Genomic DNA, 17001 nt, shown 5'->3' with positions numbered 1-17001 from the left:
CATGAAAAACCCTTAGTTTATCCCAATCCAACGGTGACGTCACAATTTTACCTCTAACTTTTTTACTTTTTCAATGAGTTTTATGCTTGCAAATCCAGAAAACGCTCAGCTTCTAACGCCGCCATACACCCCCTTCCCGCCGCTGTTATAGCTTGGCGGAATGTTTCATCTGTTACATCACCCGCAGCAAAAACACCAGCAATACTTGTTGCGGTTGAATCTGGGGCTGTCCACAAGTAACCACCTTTTTTTTGTTTCAATTGTCCTTCAAACAAAGAAACAGCTGGGTCATGCCCAATGGCAATAAATATTCCCTCTGCATTGACCTTAATTTCTTGACCAGTTTTGACATTTTTAAGACGTGCACCTGTTACAACAGCTCCCCTTGAATCCTGGGCTGTCAAACCAATAATTTCTTCCACCACGTGATCCCAAAGAACACGGACATTATCGCAAGCAAATAATCTATCTTGCAAAATTTTTTCCGCCCGAAAATAATCACGCCGATGAACCACGCTTACACTCTTTGCCATATGCGACAAATAAAGGGCTTCTTCAATGGCAGTATTTCCCCCACCCACCACAATGACATCCTTACCACGATAAAAAAAACCATCACATGTAGCGCAAGCCGAAACGCCGCCCCCCATAAAGGTCTGTTCACTTTCCAAACCAAGCCACCGGGCCTGCGCCCCCGTTGCGATAATTAGCGCATCACAACAATATTGTGTTTCTGAATCTCCATATAAAATAAAAGGGTACTTCAATAAATCAGCCCTTGTGATATTATCATAGATAATTTCTGCCCCCATATTTTCAGCTTGTTTTGCCATTTGTTCCATCAACCATGAACCCTGAATTGGATCAGCAAAACCTGGATAATTTTCAACATCAGTTGTAATCGTCAACTGTCCGCCCTGCTGTAAGCCAGTAACTAACACTGGCTTGAGCATTGCTCTTGCCGCATAGATCGCCGCTGTATAACCAGCTGGACCAGAGCCAATAATGAGCAGACGAATATGCGATCGTGCCATGAAATCCCCTTCACCTTTTGTTATTTAACTGCCCTATAAATTATAACGGAATACAGTCTTTAAAAAAACATTTTTCAACAATCTAAATTATGTTGTATACGTGTTTCTTTTCAAGTTTGATGAAAAGGTTCGATTGCCAATTTATCAAGATGCGCTTAATATAGAAGTGAGTCTTTATCTTATAAAGAGAAAAACATAAATTTTTATGAGCACAAAACCATAATAAAAAGTGATACAAAGATAGGGAACGGTTATTTTTCAGTTTATTATCAATGTTTGTGCGCGTTTTGCATTAATCATGGGAGCAGCAATGCTTCTACCGATTTTTGTCGATTTACACGACAACAATCATAATTGGATAATCTTTCTCTACTCTTGCGTCATAACAACCATGTTAGCAACACTGATTCTTTTAGCGACCAGGGGTGCTACGTGTCGTTTTTCAGCGCGACTTGGCTTTATGCTCACTGTTTGTCTTTGGCTAACAGGAAGTGTTGTGGGTGCCCTACCTCTTTATCTTTCACCTCTTCCAATTTCTATAGCAGGAGCAATCTTTGAATCCGTCTCTGGAATTACAACTACAGGCTCTACAGTACTCACTGGTCTTGACAATTTATCTCGAAGTATTTTGTTATGGCGTTCTATCATATGCTGGATTGGAGGCATTGGCTTTATCGGTCTGGCCTTATTGCTTTTGCCTTCACTGCGTGTTGGCGGAGTACAACTTTTTCATATGGAATCATCAGATAAATCTGAAAAAATATTACCCCGTATCAACCAAATTGCTAATGGAATTATTATAGCTTATGTTGGGTTAACATTGGCTTGTATACTTTCCTATTTTGCTTCGGGCATGAACTTATTTGATGCCATCAATCATGCAATGAGCACGATAGCAACAGCTGGTTTCTCAACGCACGATGCTTCTTTTGGTTATTTTTCTGAAAAACCAGCCATCTTAATCATTTCAACAATCTTCATGTTGCTCTCTGCGCTCCCCTTCATTCTTTATGTTAAACTAGTGCTTCCTGGCCGCTCTAAACGCTTTATTGATCCACAAGTAATCGTTTTTCTTCATATTGTTTTCCTCTTCAGTTTTGCTTTAGCAGTGTGGTTACGATTTCATGATCATCGTGCTTTCCACTTAGTTTTTCTTGATGTCATTTTTCATCTTACTTCTATCATCAGTACCACTGGTTATAGTGCTGAAGATTATCAACTTTGGGGGCCTTTTGCCCTTGGTATTTTTTTCATTGTTTCTTTTACAGGAGGATGTGCTGGTTCTACTTCTGGTGGAATGAAAATTAATCGCCTCATTATTCTTTGGCGTATTACACAAACAAATATAGAAAAACTTCTTTTTCCTAATGTCATTGTAAAAGCGCGTTACGATCATTCAAACATCTCCAATGATGTTGCCAAAGCAGTTTTATTTTTTGTATGTCTTTATATGTTCTGTCTTCTCATCGGCACAGCACTTTTACTCATAACCGGTCTTGACTTTACTTCTTCCTTTACCGGCGTCTTAACTGCTCTTTCCAATATCGGTCCAGGCTTTGGAAACATTATTGGTCCTGCTGGCAATTTTTCTACAATTAATGATAACGCTTTATGGATTTTGAGTTTTTTGATGTTAGCTGGACGTCTTGAAATTATAACCATATTTGTACTGTTTATCCCCGCTTTTTGGCGTGAACAATTTTAAATGTATTGCACTCATTGATAATGATCATAAATTCAGAAAATAAATAATGTAGGTTATAAAGTCCAACTTTTATGTGGTTTAATAAAGAAACCTCAAAGAGCTTCAAACAGATAATCATATGAGCGGTATAAAACTGGCACAAAATACGAATCGTAAATCGTCTTTTTTCAGCGTACGTACCCTTTGCGAGAGATGTAAAGTGTAAAGCAAGAATACTCAAATATTACTTATGACTAAAAAGCTTTCACATCAGGCAAAGTCTACGCCCCGTCTATCTCCCTTATTAAAAAGGTGAATCATATAATATTCTAGTATATCTTACTAACGATTGAGAAAAGACAACGATTATTTTTCATAAAAATGTTTTTTATTACAATGTACTTGATAGGAATTTTTATGATTTTAAAATGCACAACCACCCACCCTTAGATAAATACACATCACTTCAAAAGTCCAGTCTTATAAAAACATCACATACATTCTTAAAGGCATTACGAAAGTAAAAAAATAATCACGCCTCACCTGCACTCTACATCATTTTAAAAGAAAAAATCCTAGTTCTTTTATTACAGTTTTTAATAGCCTAGTGTATCACTTTAAAAACACATTTAATTTTTTGAAACAACACGTGCATCACTGAAATTACTGACTTGAAATATTTATGAACAGAGACCTTTAAGGGTAGCATATTCTCTAAATTTCTCAGAAAATTTCTGATATGTTTAAAGCGTTTTTTCCGCAAATATCTCCTCGTAAACACTCCCAATTGCGGCTGCCTCCTTTTCCAAAGGAAAGTTGGTACGAACATGAGCGAGAGCCTTTTCTCCTGCCACTATCGTTTTTTCTAAATCAGCAAGATAAAGTTCAATCGCTGCTGTTAAAGCCGGACCATCTCCTGCTTTCACAATCGTTCCTGTTCCTTCCACTACCAATTCGTCATAAGCTCCTGCATCACTCGCAACTACAGCCGTCTGTGATGCCATTGCTTCCAATGGTGTTAACCCAAAACCTTCTGTACGAGAAGGTGCTACATAAAGCGATAACCGACGATACCACAAAGGCGTATTAAGCACCTCACCAAGAAAAATAATACGATCATCCAGCCCCGCTTCAGCAATTTTTTGATGCAATTTTCTTTCAAAATAATAATGCTGCTCTGTAGTCCGACCAGCGATAAGCGCTGTCCATTCAGGAAAGCGGGGCAATAATGTTATCATTGCATCTACAAACAAATCAGTGCCTTTTGAATAGCGCATACGCCCAAAACATCCCACCGCATATTTTCCAGGAATTCCTGATGAAGAAAAGTGATCATCAAGAATTTTTGGTGGTGAAAAACGCTTAACATCTACCCCATGCATAATAACCCGATGAGGCACTTCTAAATAAGCTCCCGTACGTACACTGGTAGCAATAACCCTATCCATACGACGAATTAACCATTTGGTAAAAGGCTTATGATGACGTTGAGATGCCGATGTAAAGACGAGTTTAAGCTTCATTCGCAAGACATCACGCAAAAAGATCCCACAAAGCATTTCAATATTGCGCCGTGCATGCCAAATACGAAAAGGCCTACCCTTCGGGCTTTTCCAAAGTCCTAAAAAAGAATTAAAAGCAAGCGCTGGCAAATTGGGTGGTAATCCAACTCCCAAAGTAGATATACGTATTCCCTGTTCTCTCTGCAGTGGAATGAGCTGAATAACCGTAGACGTTACTCCCGATAAGCGCTTTTTAAAGTGGGGAGCAATAATTTCCGTTTCTTCCAAAGATATACGCATAATAATTCAAATGTACTGCACTTTAATAATTTCGTAATTACGCGCACCACCTGGTGCATTCACTTCAATCACATCACCTTCTTGCTTGCCAATGAGTGCACGCGCAATAGGTGAGGAAATAGAAATTTTACCAATTTTTACATCAGCTTCTTGATCACCAACGATCTGATAAATTTTTTTCTCTCCAGTATCTTCATCCAAAAGCTTGATAGTGGCTCCAAATTTAATTTTGTTTCCTGAAAGACGGGAAATATTAATAACCTCTGCCCGTGCAATATAATCTTCAAGCTCATTTATACGCCCTTCATTATGGCTCTGTGCCTCTTTCGCAGCATGATATTCGGCATTTTCTGACAAATCACCATGCGCACGCGCCTCAGAAATTGCTTCAATAATCCTTGGACGTTCCTGTTGTTGACGCCAACGTAACTCTTCTTTAAGACTTTCAAAACCAGCTGTAGTCATCGGAACTTTTTCCATAATCCGTCCCTTTCTATTACACGGAAGGTTTAAATAAAAATATAAAAAACGGCTTCCAAAATTACTTCTGGAATCCGAAAGCCATAATATTCGTTTATTATATAGTACAGCATCCCTGTTTTCCATATAAAAATAAATGAAGAGAATAAAGCATACACCAAAGGTGTTTAAACCCTTTACATATTTTGGCATTTCAAATGTCAAACTTTGCTTCTCCCATCGAGAATTTTACAGAAGAAAGAATTGTATTTCTTTCTGTTTTATCATAACGTAAGGAAAAAGATCTTGTATGAAGAGAGAAGGAAGGGAAATCTCTAAAGGAATCTTTTACAGAGAAATGAAAAAATTAGGAATTTTTTTTGTGTTTGGCTCTTTCATTCTAGACACGACGGTATCTGGAGCTGCAGATGCCTTTGTCACGAGGAATCTTAATTTGAGAACAGGGCCAAGCACACAGTATGAACCTCGTGGTTTAATTTCCGCGGGAGAGTTAGTATCTGTCCAAACCTGTAAAGGGAACTGGTGCTATATCCAATATAACGCTCAAACAGGTTGGGTCTCCTCTCATTACCTCTCATTTAGAAATGGAAATGATCTTTATCAAACATATACAGTATTTCCAGGCATAAATCGCCGTACGCACGATTATTCTCCGTAACAGCTATGATAACCATTATTAATCAATTCCCTATTGAACCATCATCATAGTATAAACGAGAGTACACGGATCACTGCAAATGTCGCTGCATATAAAATATCCAAAGAAACTCCTGCAAGAGCACATTTCATATTCAAAACTGAATCAAGATTCTATGAAATATTCAGATAATCGGAACACAACTGCTAAGGAACAACTTGGCTGTTGTCGCAGTTAATTTATAAACGTGGTATGTCCTTTAAAATTATGAGCACTTTTCTATCAAAGAATGCAACAATGAAAAATGGTGTTACAGCAACAGTGGAAGCTCTTTCTACCCTGATTGCCTCGGGTAATCCTCTTTTTAAGAATGGCGCACTATGGACACCTCATCGCCCTGCATATCCTGAAAAATCTGAAGGTGGTATTCCCTTTCATCTTGAAACATCTTTTGAAGCTGCGGGAGATCAACCTCAAGCAATTAAAACTTTGGTTGAGGGAATTGAAAAAGGTGAGCGTACGCAAGTGCTTTTGGGTGTTACCGGATCAGGCAAAACCTATACAATGGCAAAAATCATCGAAAAAACACAGCGTCCTGCTCTCATTTTAGCCCCTAATAAAACTCTAGCTGCCCAACTTTACGGAGAATTTAAAAGTTTTTTCCCCCATAATGCCGTCGAATATTTTGTTTCTTATTATGACTATTATCAGCCAGAGGCCTATGTTGCACGCTCTGACACTTACATTGAAAAAGAATCCTCTACTAATGAACAAATCGACCGTATGCGCCACGCTGCAACACGCGCTGTACTTGAACGTGATGACGTCATTATTGTTGCATCTGTATCCTGTATCTACGGGATTGGCTCGGTAGAAACCTATACTGCCATGACTTTACAAATACAGAAAGGGGACAAGCTCAATCAACGAAAATTCCTAGCTGATTTAGTTTCTCAACAGTATTACCGACAAGACATTCATTTCATTCGTGGTTCTTTTCGGGTCCGAGGAGATACAATTGAAATTTTTCCTGCCCATCTTGAAGACCGTGCTTGGCGTATTTCACTCTTCGGTGATGAAGTGGAAACAATTACTGAATTTGATCCTCTCACAGGACAAAAAACAGGAGATCTTCAATCTATTAAAATTTATGCCAATTCACACTATGTAATACCACGTCCAACTTTAAATCAAGCAATGAAAGCCATTAAAATAGAATTGATTCAACGCCTCGATGAATTGAATCAAGCCGGACGACTTTTAGAGGCACAACGTTTAGAACAGCGTACAATTTTTGATTTGGAAATGTTGGAAACAACCGGCTCATGCGCTGGAATCGAAAATTATTCACGCTATTTGACAGGACGCAAACCCGGTGAACCACCTCCAACTTTATTTGAATATATTCCAAACAATGCTCTTGTTTTTATTGACGAAAGCCATGTCACCATTCCCCAAATTGGTGGCATGTACCGAGGTGACTTTAGAAGAAAAGCAACTTTAGCAGAATATGGATTTCGTCTCCCCTCCTGTATGGACAATCGTCCCTTGCGCTTTGAAGAGTGGGATGCTATGCGTCCACAAACGATTGCTGTCTCTGCAACACCTGGACGCTGGGAAATAGAACAAGCTCACGGTATTTTTGCTGAACAAATTATTCGCCCAACAGGGCTTGTTGATCCACAAACAGAAGTGCGCCCAGCTTTCAGCCAAGTTGATGATGTTATGAATGAAATTCGTAAAACAATTCAAAAAGGCTACCGTACATTAGTAACTGTCCTAACCAAACGTATGGCCGAAGATTTAACAGAATATCTCCATGAACAAGGTATTCGAGTACGCTACATGCATTCTGACATTGACACATTAGAGCGTATTGAAATTCTTCGCGATCTCAGGCTTGGAACCTTTGACGTCCTCATCGGCATTAATCTGCTGCGAGAAGGCTTGGATATTCCAGAGTGCGGTTTTGTTGCCATTCTAGATGCCGACAAAGAGGGTTTTTTACGCTCCGAAACCTCGTTGATCCAAACAATCGGACGCGCTGCACGCAATGTAGATGGCCGCGTTATTCTTTATGCCGATACAATAACTGGCTCTATAGAACGGGCCTTACAAGAAACACAAAGACGTCGACAAAAACAGATAGCCTACAATGAAAAACATCATATCATACCGACCAGTATCAAAAAAAATATCAGCGATATTCTCAATTCAGGGGAAGCAAATCAACGTACCCCTGCCAAAATTTCTGATTTCATCACGCAAAGCAAGATGGTTGGCAATAATTTAGCAATTCATATTCAACATCTCGAAAAATCAATGCGCGAAGCAGCGGCTGATCTTAACTTTGAAGAAGCAGCACGACTTCGTGATGAAATCAAAAAGTTAAAAACAATAGAGCTTGCAATCACAGACGATCCTTTAAAACAGCATAGTGAACAGTCTACCTTTGAACCCATGATACAATCAAATTTTTTCGCCACGCCATATTTTAATCAAATAGATCCAGCCATAGATACCAACACTTTGATGGATCGAAGAAATAAAAGCAGAACCCACAAAAACACTCCTAATAAGATAACACGAAAATCAAGAAAAATTTCGTCAAATCAATGATTTAAAAACCTTAAACCGTTCAAAATTAATTGTACCCTCCCCTAAAATCTTGAGAAGATAACCCGTAAAACAATATCATGCCATACAATGAACTGCCTAAACGCCCACAGTGCCCTCACTAAGCTAAAAGGCAACATAAAAAAAGAAGTGATATAAGGAAATGCGCTTCATATCATCTTTTTAAGCCATTCGCTCCATTTGAATATTTATAAAATACTAGAGATCATCAAAATAACCAAAAATATTTTTGAACTCTAAATCAGTAAAAATTGAATAAGCAAACGCTAAGAACATTATTTTCTATTGAATTTGTTCATCATGGTAAAGATTATTGACGATAGAAACTACATTTATAAATTAATCTAAAAAGTGCATTTTTGAAAAGAACCATTTGTTATGATTCTATAATTTGTAATTTATACTCAACCAAATAGCTTTTTATTCGTTTTGTCAAAATAAAGTCAAAAATCGTTCAGATTGTATTCAGTTTATCATGTGTACAATGTGAAAAAATATAAATTGAAGTTAAGGAGTGTCGCTATGAGAAAATCTACTAAATTAGCGGTATTATCGGTGGTATCAATGACAACCGTTCTTATCCCGCTAAGTACAGCACTTGCGGATACGAAATGGATGCATAGTGAACATCATATTGAGAAGCAAATAAATGATATGAGAAAAAATATGAATAAGCAAATAGAGGATATGAGGAAAGGAATGGATTCCCATTTCCCTTCTTATAGTTCCAAAAGCCATTCTACTTTTGAAAGACATCAATCTTCTCATACTCAGCCTCATCATCGTGTTGACCATAAAAGGCGAGAATATAATCGTCATCATGTTGAACGCAACACATACCATTATGTCGAACGTAAAAAGACGACACATCATCATATACATAATCATCCTGTGACGCGCGATAACTCAGGAGACGCTGTAACAGCAGGCATCATAGGTCTTGCCGCAGGTGCAATTCTTGGCAATGTTTTAAAGAAACCAGAACAGCCACAAATCGTTTATCAAAGCGTGCCACAAAGCCAAGTAGTGTATCAACAAGTTCCGCAAATCCTATATCAACCAGTTCCACAAGAACAAGTTATATACGAAGTTCAGCCAGCAGCAACATATCAACCACTCCAGCAACCATGGACTCATAGCTGGCTTCAATACTGCAAGAAAAAATACCGTTCGTTCAATCCCAAAACAGGTACTTTCCGTGGCTATGACGGTTTAGAGCACTTTTGTTATGCTCCATTAAATTAACTTTTGTAGACTCTATAAAGAGGCTTTAGCTGACCGAAAAAACACTCTTGAGTGTTTTTTCGGTTATATATTAAGTTCTTGAAGAAAGGGATTCCATTGGCGCTCATAACCTAATTGACTTCCTGGACCATGCCCACAAATGAAACGAACATCGTCGCCTAAAGGTAAAACTTTTTCTCGAAGTGATTGCATCAATTGCTCGTGAGAACAGAAAGGAAAATCGGTACGTCCAATAGAACCACGAAAAAGTACGTCACCTAATAAGGCAAAACGTTGTTTTTCATTGAAATAAATAACGTGACCAGGGGAATGTCCTGGTGTATGAAAAATATCGAATACATGTCCAGCAAAATGAACGCTATCGCCATCTTCTAACCATTGATCAGGCACACAAACACGTGCATCAGTAATACCGTAGCTTTTTGCGCTCTCAAAAGCAGCATCCATCACAGGTTTATCACCATAATGTGAACCAATAATTTTAATATTAAGGGCTTCTTTAGCTTGCATTGCCGCCCCCACATGATCAAAATGACCATGTGTTATCCAAATAGCTTCAATGATGACACCCATCTTTTGGATCACTTCTTGAATACGAAACCAATCACCACCAGGATCAACTAAAACTCCCACTTTTTGTTCATTATCAAAAAGCAAAGTGCAATTTTGTTGAAAAGGTGTAACTGGAATAATATGTGCACTAAAATTGCTCATGATATCTTTTTCAAAGGTAGAATTTTCCAAAATTTATTTAGAAGGCATTTCCTTCTTCTGTATAGAATCAAATAGCCTGCTCGACAGCTTTATATAACTTATGTAAACTAAATTTTATAGAAACTAAATTTTTATCAAGGTTTTGAAGAATGACTGATCACATTCAAGTTTTGTGTGACGATGCCCCTCACCTTCTTGTAATTGATGATGATACCCGTATACGTAATCTTCTCTTTCAATTTCTCGTTAAAAATGGATTTCGTGTTTCAGTTTCAGCAAATGCTGATGAAGCAAGACGACAGCTGGCAAGCTTAGATTTTGATCTTCTTATAGTTGATATCATGATGCCTGGAGAAAACGGTCTTGATCTCACCACCTCGCTTCGTCAAACAAAGAACGTCCCCATTCTTATGCTCACGGCTTTGTCAGAAACAGATAATCGCATCCATGGTCTAGAAGCAGGCGCTGATGACTATCTTGCTAAGCCGTTTGACCCTCGTGAACTTCTCCTTCGTATCAACGCTATTTTACGACGTGGTTTCCCACTAAACCAACCTAAAATAGAACAAATCGTTTTTGGACCATATATATTTTCTATCGCACGGCGCGAACTCAAAAAAGGGAGAGAAATTGTTAAATTGACCGATAAAGAACAAAAGATGATGGTTATGTTTGCTGAAAATGCAGGCGACATAATTCCACGTCATAAATTTGCAATGGATGATCAAAGTATCGGTGAACGTACCATTGATGTACAGATCAATCGCCTTCGTCGCAAGATCGAACAAAATCCAGCCCTCCCTACATGGCTTCAAACTGTGCGAGGAATAGGTTATAAACTTTCCATTGAATAAACATACCATGATCAAGTCCTCAAGAAAATTTGTTCTATGGTTGACAAAGAAGATGCCTAAACGGCTTTATGCTCGCTCTTTGATCATCATTATTGCTCCTATGGTGCTCCTGCAAACAGTGATAGCTTACACCTTTATGGAACGCCACTGGCAAATGGTGACTGAGCGTCTTTCAACCGCTGTTGTCCATGATATTTCAGCTATTATCGATACCATTGAAACATATCCACAACAAGATAACTATGAAGATATCAAGCGTATTGCACAACAACGTATGGGATTAAACATTGCCATTCTGCCCCCAGCCCCTCTTCCTCCTCCAGGACCTAAACCATTTTTTGCAATTCTTGATTACTTTCTTAGTGAAGAAATTACCCGTCAAATTAATCGCCCCTTCTGGATTGATACAGTGGGCGATTCTGATCTTGTTGAGATCCGCATCCACCTTGGTCATAATATCTTGCGCGTCTTCGCACTGCGTAGCCAAGCCTATGCTTCTAATACAGCTATTTTTCTAAGCTGGATGGTAGGAACAGCTCTTGTTTTATTGCTGATAGCAATTTACTTTTTGCGCAATCAAATCAAACCCATACAACAATTGGCCGAAGCAGCAGAAAGCTTTGGGCGCGGTCGTCCTTTACCAGAAGGATTCCAACCACAAGGAGCTGATGAAGTCCGTCGTGCTGGCATTGCTTTTTTACGCATGCGTGAACGTATTGAACGCCAAATCGAGCAACGTACCATGATTCTCTCAGGTGTAAGCCATGATTTAAGAACCATTCTTACACGTTTTAAACTTCAGCTAGCTTTAGCAAATACTGACTTTGATATTAAACCGCTTGAACAAGATGTGAGTGATATGCAAAATATGTTAGAAGACTATCTTGCTTTTGCGCGTGGTGAAGGAAGTGAAACTGTTCAAGTCTTTGATCTAAATGTTCTTATGCAAAAATTCTCCGCCGAAGCGCATCTTCACAAACGTCAATTTTCCTACATCATTGAAGGTCCTACAAAGATACAAGCACGCCCGCAGGCTTTCACCCGTCTTGTCAGTAATCTTGTGTCAAATGCATTTTGTTATGCCAATACTGTCAAACTAACAGCCATATCCCAACAAGAATCCTTCATCATAACGATTGACGATGATGGGCCAGGAATTCATAAAAATATGCGTACAGAAGTCTTTAAGCCGTTCTTTAGGCTCGATAAAGCACGAAATCAAGATGCAAGTGGAACAGGACTTGGACTTTCTATTGCTCAAGATATAGCGCGTAGTCATGGAGGTAACATTCGATTAGATGACAGCCCTCTAGGAGGCTTGCGTGCTATTATTGATATCCCCCTGTGAAAAATATTTGACCAATCGTCTATAAGAAAAAAAATCATAAAATAAACGTGATGATTTAAGCGTTCCCTACAGTTTCAAACAAGGTATATTGCAGTGCCTTGCAAGCATTTTCTCCATACCAAGCAACCATTTGAAATGCAACGTAATAACTTTCACAGACTTTAAGTGCATGTATCAACAATGTTTCAACCTGTACATGAGATGGATGTACCCCACCAGCCAGAAGAAGCCCTTGCCGATAAATAACCGAGTGATTTCCTTGCCAATAATCAAAATGTCCCAGTAATAATTTTTCATTAATTGCCAACAATAAGCGATGCATTTCCGCCATTCGAACATTTTCAATAGAAAGATCAAACGCACAAGCTAAATGAAGCGCTTCATGTTCTTCCATCCATGAAAAGGCAAGGCGATAATTTGCTCGTTTTCCCTCCACACAAACACGAATTTCATCTTGTGCATCCCGTTCAAACGACCAATCATATTGACAAGCAATCTGTTCGATAAAGTCAACAGGATGCTCTTCTCTTTCCATGGCGCAAAATGCAAACCTCATCGTAACCCTCAATCATATTAAACACATTGTCACCAGAACGTAAAACACCTAAACTGTAACAACATTTTGCTACAATCAAAGCCTTTACACCAAACAAATACACGTTAAAACATCGACAGCACACACATCCCCGGAGCCCAATAATGCCGTCCGCGGTAGCTCGATAATAATAAAACGAATCATCAAGCTTTTTCAGTGTATTGATACAATTTCACAGTACTAGCCCCCCTGATTCAAAAAACATGTTTTTTTACAAAAAATAAATGGAGAATATGCTCTAACAGACTCAAAATTAAGCATTTTTTAATTTCAAACATCACATTGAAAAATTGGGGATATTTTTCTAAATCTCTCAATTTTATAGAAACTATTTTATTTTTTTGGTGATTGCGTTTTTTCCAAATCATCAAGGCGCCTTTTTAAATCATCATAATCAGCATGGGTTTTCAACACCATCTCCTTAAATGTTTCAAATTCTTCACGTGAAACAAGATCAAGTTTATTAACTATTTTTTCAGCCTGCAAACGAAAAGCAGTCCCAGCTTCTCGTCGTATACCTTGTACAACATCAGCAGCATCTGTAGCTAGTTTTGCCAATTCATCAAGAATACGGTTTGATCCATTACGCATAATGTTTTTCCTTGAGTTTAATTATTGATGCACGCACTATAGCGTATTTTCATAACATTTAGATACTGTATTTGTTCCTTTGATCCTATAGATTTTATCTTACCGTATAGGTTTTACCATGCAGATTTTATTTTAAGCCTTTTCATACTCTTTTTACCATTATAAATTTTCAGCACGAGAATCCAGTGAAACGTACTACTCTTCTGGCTTGACCATTGTGTATTCATCTGTCATTCCTGATAATCAGGTAACTTTATCTAATGTAAACACTTAACTCATGAATAATTTTTTTTGCCCAACCATTGCCTTTCCATCTTTTCTCGATCCCGTAATTGTCCGTTTAGGCCCCATATCTCTCCATTGGTATGGGCTTGGTTACGTAGTGGGCATTCTTTTCGCCTGGTGGTATGCGCAAAAATTATTAAAAAAGCAAACTCTATGGTATGCAAATCACCCACCTATGGATAAAGAAAAGATAGGGGATTTTGTTGTCTGGGCTGCCATCAGTGTTGTTGTTGGTGGCCGCTTAGGGCAAGTGCTTATATGGAATCCCATTTATTATTTTAGTCATCCAAGCGCTATCATCGCGGTATGGGATGGGGGGATGTCCTTTCATGGCGGGCTTTTTGCCATCATCATAGTAATGATCTGGTTTTCTCGTAAAAACAATATCAACATACGTGCAATGTTTGATATAATTGCTGCCGGAGCTCCTATTGGTATTGGCATTGTAAGGATATGCAATTTCATTAACCAAGAACTATGGGGTAATATTACCACACATCCTTGGGCTGTTTGCTTTCCCTTAGATCCCTACTATTTACCCCGCCATCCAAGCCAACTTTATGAAGCGTTCATGGAAGGATTCCTTCTTTTCATCGTCCTATTCGTTGTTATTTTTGCTTTCAAAGCATTAAAACGCCCTGGTGCCGTGTCAGGAACATTCATTATAGGCTATGCAATAGCACGCAGTATTTCAGAAGTTTACCGTGCCCCTCAAGAAGATCCAGAATGGTTTTCTACCCTTTTTCATTCTACTGGATTTACCTACGGTATGGCTTTATCCTTTCCTATGTTCCTTTTAGGATTTTATCTCCTTCTCCAAGCTTTCAAACATAAATCTACAGAAAATGGCTCGCCTCAAGGAAAAAATTAAAGAAATTATCGCGCTTAATGGACCAATTACTGTCAGCCAATATATGACATTGGCACTCACAGATCCCCAGTTTGGCTATTATAAAACACAAATACCCTTTGGGCGTGCTGGTGATTTCATAACAGCGCCTGAAATAAGCCAATTATTTGGAGAGATGATTGGCATTTGGGTTCTCACAAGCTGGAAAGCTCATGGATGCCCTCATCCTTTTATTCTTGTTGAAATAGGTCCTGGCCGTGGAACTTTGATGGATGATATTTTGCGTACCATTCAAAAGTTATCCACGACAGCATTTAATGCCGCTGAAATTTTTCTCATTGAAATAAGTGAAAAACTTAGAGAAGAACAAAAAAAACGTCTTTCCTCTTATAAAAAACAAATCCATAACATTGAAAGTTTTGATCAAACCCCCATAAAACCACTCTTCCTAATAGCCAATGAATTTTTCGATACACTCCCCATCAACCAATACATCAAAATTAAAGGAGAATGGAGAGAACGCCGCATTACTACCGATCAAAATGGGGAGTTTACATTTATTGCTGACTCACGTAGAATTTCTTCTTCTTGCTTACAACTCCATGATTCTAAAATCCCTGATGGAGCAATTTTTGAATATGCGCCCTCACGGCATCAATTCATGCAACATATCAGTAACCGCTTAGTACAAGTAAAAGGTTCTGCTTTGCTCATTGATTATGGTGCCTCTGAACTTGCATTCGGCGATACACTGCAAGCACTATCAAAACACAGATTCCGTGATATTTTTGAAGCTCCCGGTGAACATGATTTAACGTCCCATGTTGATTTTTTCTTTTTAAAAAAAATAGCCCTTGAACAAGGCTGTTTTGCTGAAATTCTCAAACAAGGAGAATTTCTTCTTAAAATGGGTCTTCTGGAACGTGCAAGACAGCTTGGAATAGGCAAAAGTGCTACAATACAAAACAGAATCCGCCAAGATATCGAACGATTAGCTGATCCGGACCAAATGGGTAAATTATTTAAAGTTTTACATGTGAGTGATAAAAATACACCTTTATCTCCCAGATTTTAATGACAGACAATAGGCTCTTAGCAACATACGCATTGACAAATACACGCATCTCTCACATCATTCTTACTTTGAACATAACTATACAATATAAGGGGTTTCCATGAACTCTATTCCTCACCCCATCCTTGCACAAGATCTTTCTGCTTTACACATCCATGGAATAAAACATGGCTTTTTTACCCGTCAAAGCGGTATTGCAAAAAGCCTTTATCAAAGCCTTAATGTTGGCCAAAGCTTAAAGGATCAACCTGAACATATCACACAAAATCACATTTTAATCGCCGATTATTTTGGCGTTGAGGTACAAAATTTAGTCACCGTCAATCAAATACACTCTTGTGAAGTTGTCGTGGTTCATCAAGCTTTTATTGATGAACCTCCTAAAGCTGATGCTCTCGTTACCTCCACACCAGGACTCGTAATTGGCATTCTTACAGCAGATTGCGGACCAGTTTTGTTTGCTGATCCACAAACAGGTATCATCGCTGCAGCACATGCTGGCTGGCGAGGAAGCTTAAAGGGAATTGTAGAAAAAACAATTTCTGTTATGGAAGAACAAGGAGCCAAAAGACAATCAATAACAGCAGTTCTTGGTCCTTGCATTGGTCCTTGTCACTACGAAGTAACAGATGAATTTTATCATCAATTTATCGATTGTCATAGCAAATTTCGCAAATATTTCTTAAAAACAGATAAAGCTAACCATTTTCGCTTCAACTTATGGGCATTCATCATGAACCAACTAAAAGAAGAAGGCGTTCATGCTTCTTGTTTGGAGCTTTGCACCTACCAAAACGAACAGCGCTTTTTCTCCTACCGCCGTGCAATACACCGCAATGAACCGGATTACGGACGGCAAATTTCTGCCATTGTCCTAAAAAACAAAAAGTGAGTATTTTTTTTCTAAAAAGGATACCAAAACTACAAAATAAAATTTTTACTTGAATGGAAATAATAAAATAGGCTCTTTTATACTGTGTCTGTTATTAAAAAATACTCTCTAAATACAAAGAGTATAAATACTTTGACTATTATTGTTCTCAATATTTTGTTGTGATAGCTAGCAAATTAAATTATTTTGACATAGCCTCTCTTCTTATAGGCAAAACATTCCCCTTATTGAAATCGTTCATTTATAAAAAGGAAGCAAAAGAGCTTAATGAAGATATA

15 protein-coding genes are annotated in these 17001 nt (G+C 38.3%); 9 read left to right on the top strand and 6 right to left on the bottom strand.

Annotated elements, in window-relative coordinates:
- Positions 1-80: 80 nt before the first annotated feature.
- A complete protein-coding gene (trxB, locus tag J7R07_RS06455; protein WP_208436053.1) occupies positions 81-1034 on the bottom strand; it encodes a thioredoxin-disulfide reductase in 954 nt (317 codons plus the stop codon).
- 310 nt (positions 1035-1344) lie between these two features.
- Here trxB and J7R07_RS06450 point away from each other — a divergent pair, with 310 nt between their 5' ends.
- Positions 1345-2739 carry a TrkH family potassium uptake protein gene (locus J7R07_RS06450; protein WP_208436052.1) on the top strand — a complete coding sequence of 465 codons (1395 nt, stop codon included), beginning with the start codon at positions 1345-1347 and terminating at the stop codon, positions 2737-2739.
- 722 nt (positions 2740-3461) lie between these two features.
- Here J7R07_RS06450 and J7R07_RS06445 read toward each other — a convergent pair.
- Positions 3462-4520 (bottom strand): glycosyltransferase family 4 protein, encoded by a 1059-nt coding sequence (locus J7R07_RS06445; protein WP_208436051.1) that lies wholly within the window; start codon positions 4518-4520, stop codon positions 3462-3464.
- Between the two features lie 6 nt (positions 4521-4526).
- A complete protein-coding gene (gene greA / locus J7R07_RS06440) occupies positions 4527-5000 on the bottom strand; it encodes a transcription elongation factor GreA (RefSeq protein WP_208436050.1) in 474 nt (157 codons plus the stop codon).
- 337 nt (positions 5001-5337) lie between these two features.
- On the opposite strand from greA, the gene J7R07_RS06435 reads away from it, so the two are divergent.
- The 3 genes from J7R07_RS06435 (at position 5338) to J7R07_RS06425 (ending at position 9519) form a co-directional block, all read left to right on the top strand.
- On the top strand, positions 5338-5658 hold the full coding sequence (locus J7R07_RS06435; RefSeq protein ID WP_208436049.1) for an SH3 domain-containing protein: 321 nt from the start codon (positions 5338-5340) through the stop codon (positions 5656-5658).
- 276 nt (positions 5659-5934) lie between these two features.
- Positions 5935-8256 carry an excinuclease ABC subunit UvrB gene (gene uvrB, locus J7R07_RS06430; RefSeq protein WP_208436057.1) on the top strand — a complete coding sequence of 774 codons (2322 nt, stop codon included), beginning with the start codon at positions 5935-5937 and terminating at the stop codon, positions 8254-8256.
- Positions 8257-8796: 540 nt separating this feature from the next.
- A complete protein-coding gene (locus J7R07_RS06425; protein ID WP_208436048.1) occupies positions 8797-9519 on the top strand; it encodes a BA14K family protein in 723 nt (240 codons plus the stop codon).
- A 63-nt stretch (positions 9520-9582) separates the two neighbouring features.
- Here the strand turns inward: J7R07_RS06425 and J7R07_RS06420 are convergent, their stop codons facing one another.
- Positions 9583-10233, bottom strand: a complete 651-nt coding sequence (locus J7R07_RS06420) for an MBL fold metallo-hydrolase (RefSeq protein ID WP_208436047.1) — start codon at positions 10231-10233, stop codon at positions 9583-9585.
- Positions 10234-10382: 149 nt separating this feature from the next.
- On the opposite strand from J7R07_RS06420, the gene J7R07_RS06415 reads away from it, so the two are divergent.
- Together J7R07_RS06415 and J7R07_RS06410 are read left to right on the top strand one after the other, a co-directional pair.
- Entirely contained in the window at positions 10383-11087 is a 705-nt protein-coding gene (locus tag J7R07_RS06415) for a response regulator (RefSeq protein ID WP_208436046.1), read from the top strand.
- 7 nt (positions 11088-11094) lie between these two features.
- Complete coding sequence (locus J7R07_RS06410; protein WP_208436045.1) at positions 11095-12435, top strand: ATP-binding protein; 1341 nt, start codon at positions 11095-11097, stop codon at positions 12433-12435.
- Between the two features lie 55 nt (positions 12436-12490).
- Here J7R07_RS06410 and J7R07_RS06405 read toward each other — a convergent pair whose 3' ends face one another.
- Both J7R07_RS06405 and J7R07_RS06400 read right to left on the bottom strand, forming a co-directional pair.
- The gene (locus tag J7R07_RS06405) at positions 12491-12991 is read right to left on the bottom strand and encodes a type III secretion system chaperone family protein (protein ID WP_208436044.1); all 501 of its coding nucleotides are present in this window, start codon (positions 12989-12991) and stop codon (positions 12491-12493) included.
- A gap of 372 nt (positions 12992-13363) precedes the next feature.
- Positions 13364-13621: an accessory factor UbiK family protein gene (locus J7R07_RS06400; protein WP_208436043.1), complete on the bottom strand. Its 258-nt coding sequence runs from the start codon at positions 13619-13621 to the stop codon at positions 13364-13366.
- Between the two features lie 277 nt (positions 13622-13898).
- Between J7R07_RS06400 and lgt the strand changes: the two genes are divergently transcribed.
- The 3 genes from lgt to pgeF all read left to right on the top strand — a co-directional run bounded on the left by lgt (position 13899) and on the right by pgeF (position 16723).
- Positions 13899-14777, top strand: coding sequence for a prolipoprotein diacylglyceryl transferase (lgt, locus tag J7R07_RS06395; protein ID WP_208436042.1), 879 nt, complete (start codon positions 13899-13901; stop codon positions 14775-14777).
- On the top strand, positions 14752-15831 hold the full coding sequence (locus J7R07_RS06390) for a class I SAM-dependent methyltransferase (protein WP_208436041.1): 1080 nt from the start codon (positions 14752-14754) through the stop codon (positions 15829-15831). The genes lgt and J7R07_RS06390 overlap by 26 nt, the downstream gene beginning before the upstream one ends.
- 100 nt (positions 15832-15931) lie before the next feature.
- Positions 15932-16723, top strand: a complete 792-nt coding sequence (gene pgeF / locus J7R07_RS06385) for a peptidoglycan editing factor PgeF (RefSeq protein WP_208436040.1) — start codon at positions 15932-15934, stop codon at positions 16721-16723.
- Positions 16724-17001 lie beyond the last annotated feature (278 nt).

This window comes from Bartonella phoceensis (assembly GCF_902825145.1).
In the GTDB taxonomy this organism is placed as follows: Bacteria; Pseudomonadota; Alphaproteobacteria; order Rhizobiales; family Rhizobiaceae; genus Bartonella; species Bartonella phoceensis.
Note: the sequence above shows the minus strand (reverse complement) of the source record. Positions and strands in the feature narration are given on the sequence as shown.

What these genes read in the sequence shown, in the direction of transcription:
- J7R07_RS06390 (WP_208436041.1), top strand. Translation starts at nt 14,752, where the DNA reads ATGGCTCGCCTCAAGGAAAAAATTAAAGAAATTATCGCGCTTAATGGA.
- J7R07_RS06420 (WP_208436047.1), bottom strand. Translation starts at nt 10,233, where the DNA reads ATGAGCAATTTTAGTGCACATATTATTCCAGTTACACCTTTTCAACAA.
- J7R07_RS06425 (WP_208436048.1), top strand. Translation starts at nt 8,797, where the DNA reads ATGAGAAAATCTACTAAATTAGCGGTATTATCGGTGGTATCAATGACA.
- J7R07_RS06445 (WP_208436051.1), bottom strand. Translation starts at nt 4,520, where the DNA reads ATGCGTATATCTTTGGAAGAAACGGAAATTATTGCTCCCCACTTTAAA.
- lgt (WP_208436042.1), top strand. Translation starts at nt 13,899, where the DNA reads ATGAATAATTTTTTTTGCCCAACCATTGCCTTTCCATCTTTTCTCGAT.
- J7R07_RS06400 (WP_208436043.1), bottom strand. Translation starts at nt 13,621, where the DNA reads ATGCGTAATGGATCAAACCGTATTCTTGATGAATTGGCAAAACTAGCT.
- trxB (WP_208436053.1), bottom strand. Translation starts at nt 1,034, where the DNA reads ATGGCACGATCGCATATTCGTCTGCTCATTATTGGCTCTGGTCCAGCT.
- J7R07_RS06435 (WP_208436049.1), top strand. Translation starts at nt 5,338, where the DNA reads ATGAAAAAATTAGGAATTTTTTTTGTGTTTGGCTCTTTCATTCTAGAC.
- J7R07_RS06405 (WP_208436044.1), bottom strand. Translation starts at nt 12,991, where the DNA reads ATGAGGTTTGCATTTTGCGCCATGGAAAGAGAAGAGCATCCTGTTGAC.
- J7R07_RS06415 (WP_208436046.1), top strand. Translation starts at nt 10,383, where the DNA reads ATGACTGATCACATTCAAGTTTTGTGTGACGATGCCCCTCACCTTCTT.
- uvrB (WP_208436057.1), top strand. Translation starts at nt 5,935, where the DNA reads ATGAAAAATGGTGTTACAGCAACAGTGGAAGCTCTTTCTACCCTGATT.
- J7R07_RS06450 (WP_208436052.1), top strand. Translation starts at nt 1,345, where the DNA reads ATGCTTCTACCGATTTTTGTCGATTTACACGACAACAATCATAATTGG.
- J7R07_RS06410 (WP_208436045.1), top strand. Translation starts at nt 11,095, where the DNA reads ATGATCAAGTCCTCAAGAAAATTTGTTCTATGGTTGACAAAGAAGATG.
- greA (WP_208436050.1), bottom strand. Translation starts at nt 5,000, where the DNA reads ATGGAAAAAGTTCCGATGACTACAGCTGGTTTTGAAAGTCTTAAAGAA.
- pgeF (WP_208436040.1), top strand. Translation starts at nt 15,932, where the DNA reads ATGAACTCTATTCCTCACCCCATCCTTGCACAAGATCTTTCTGCTTTA.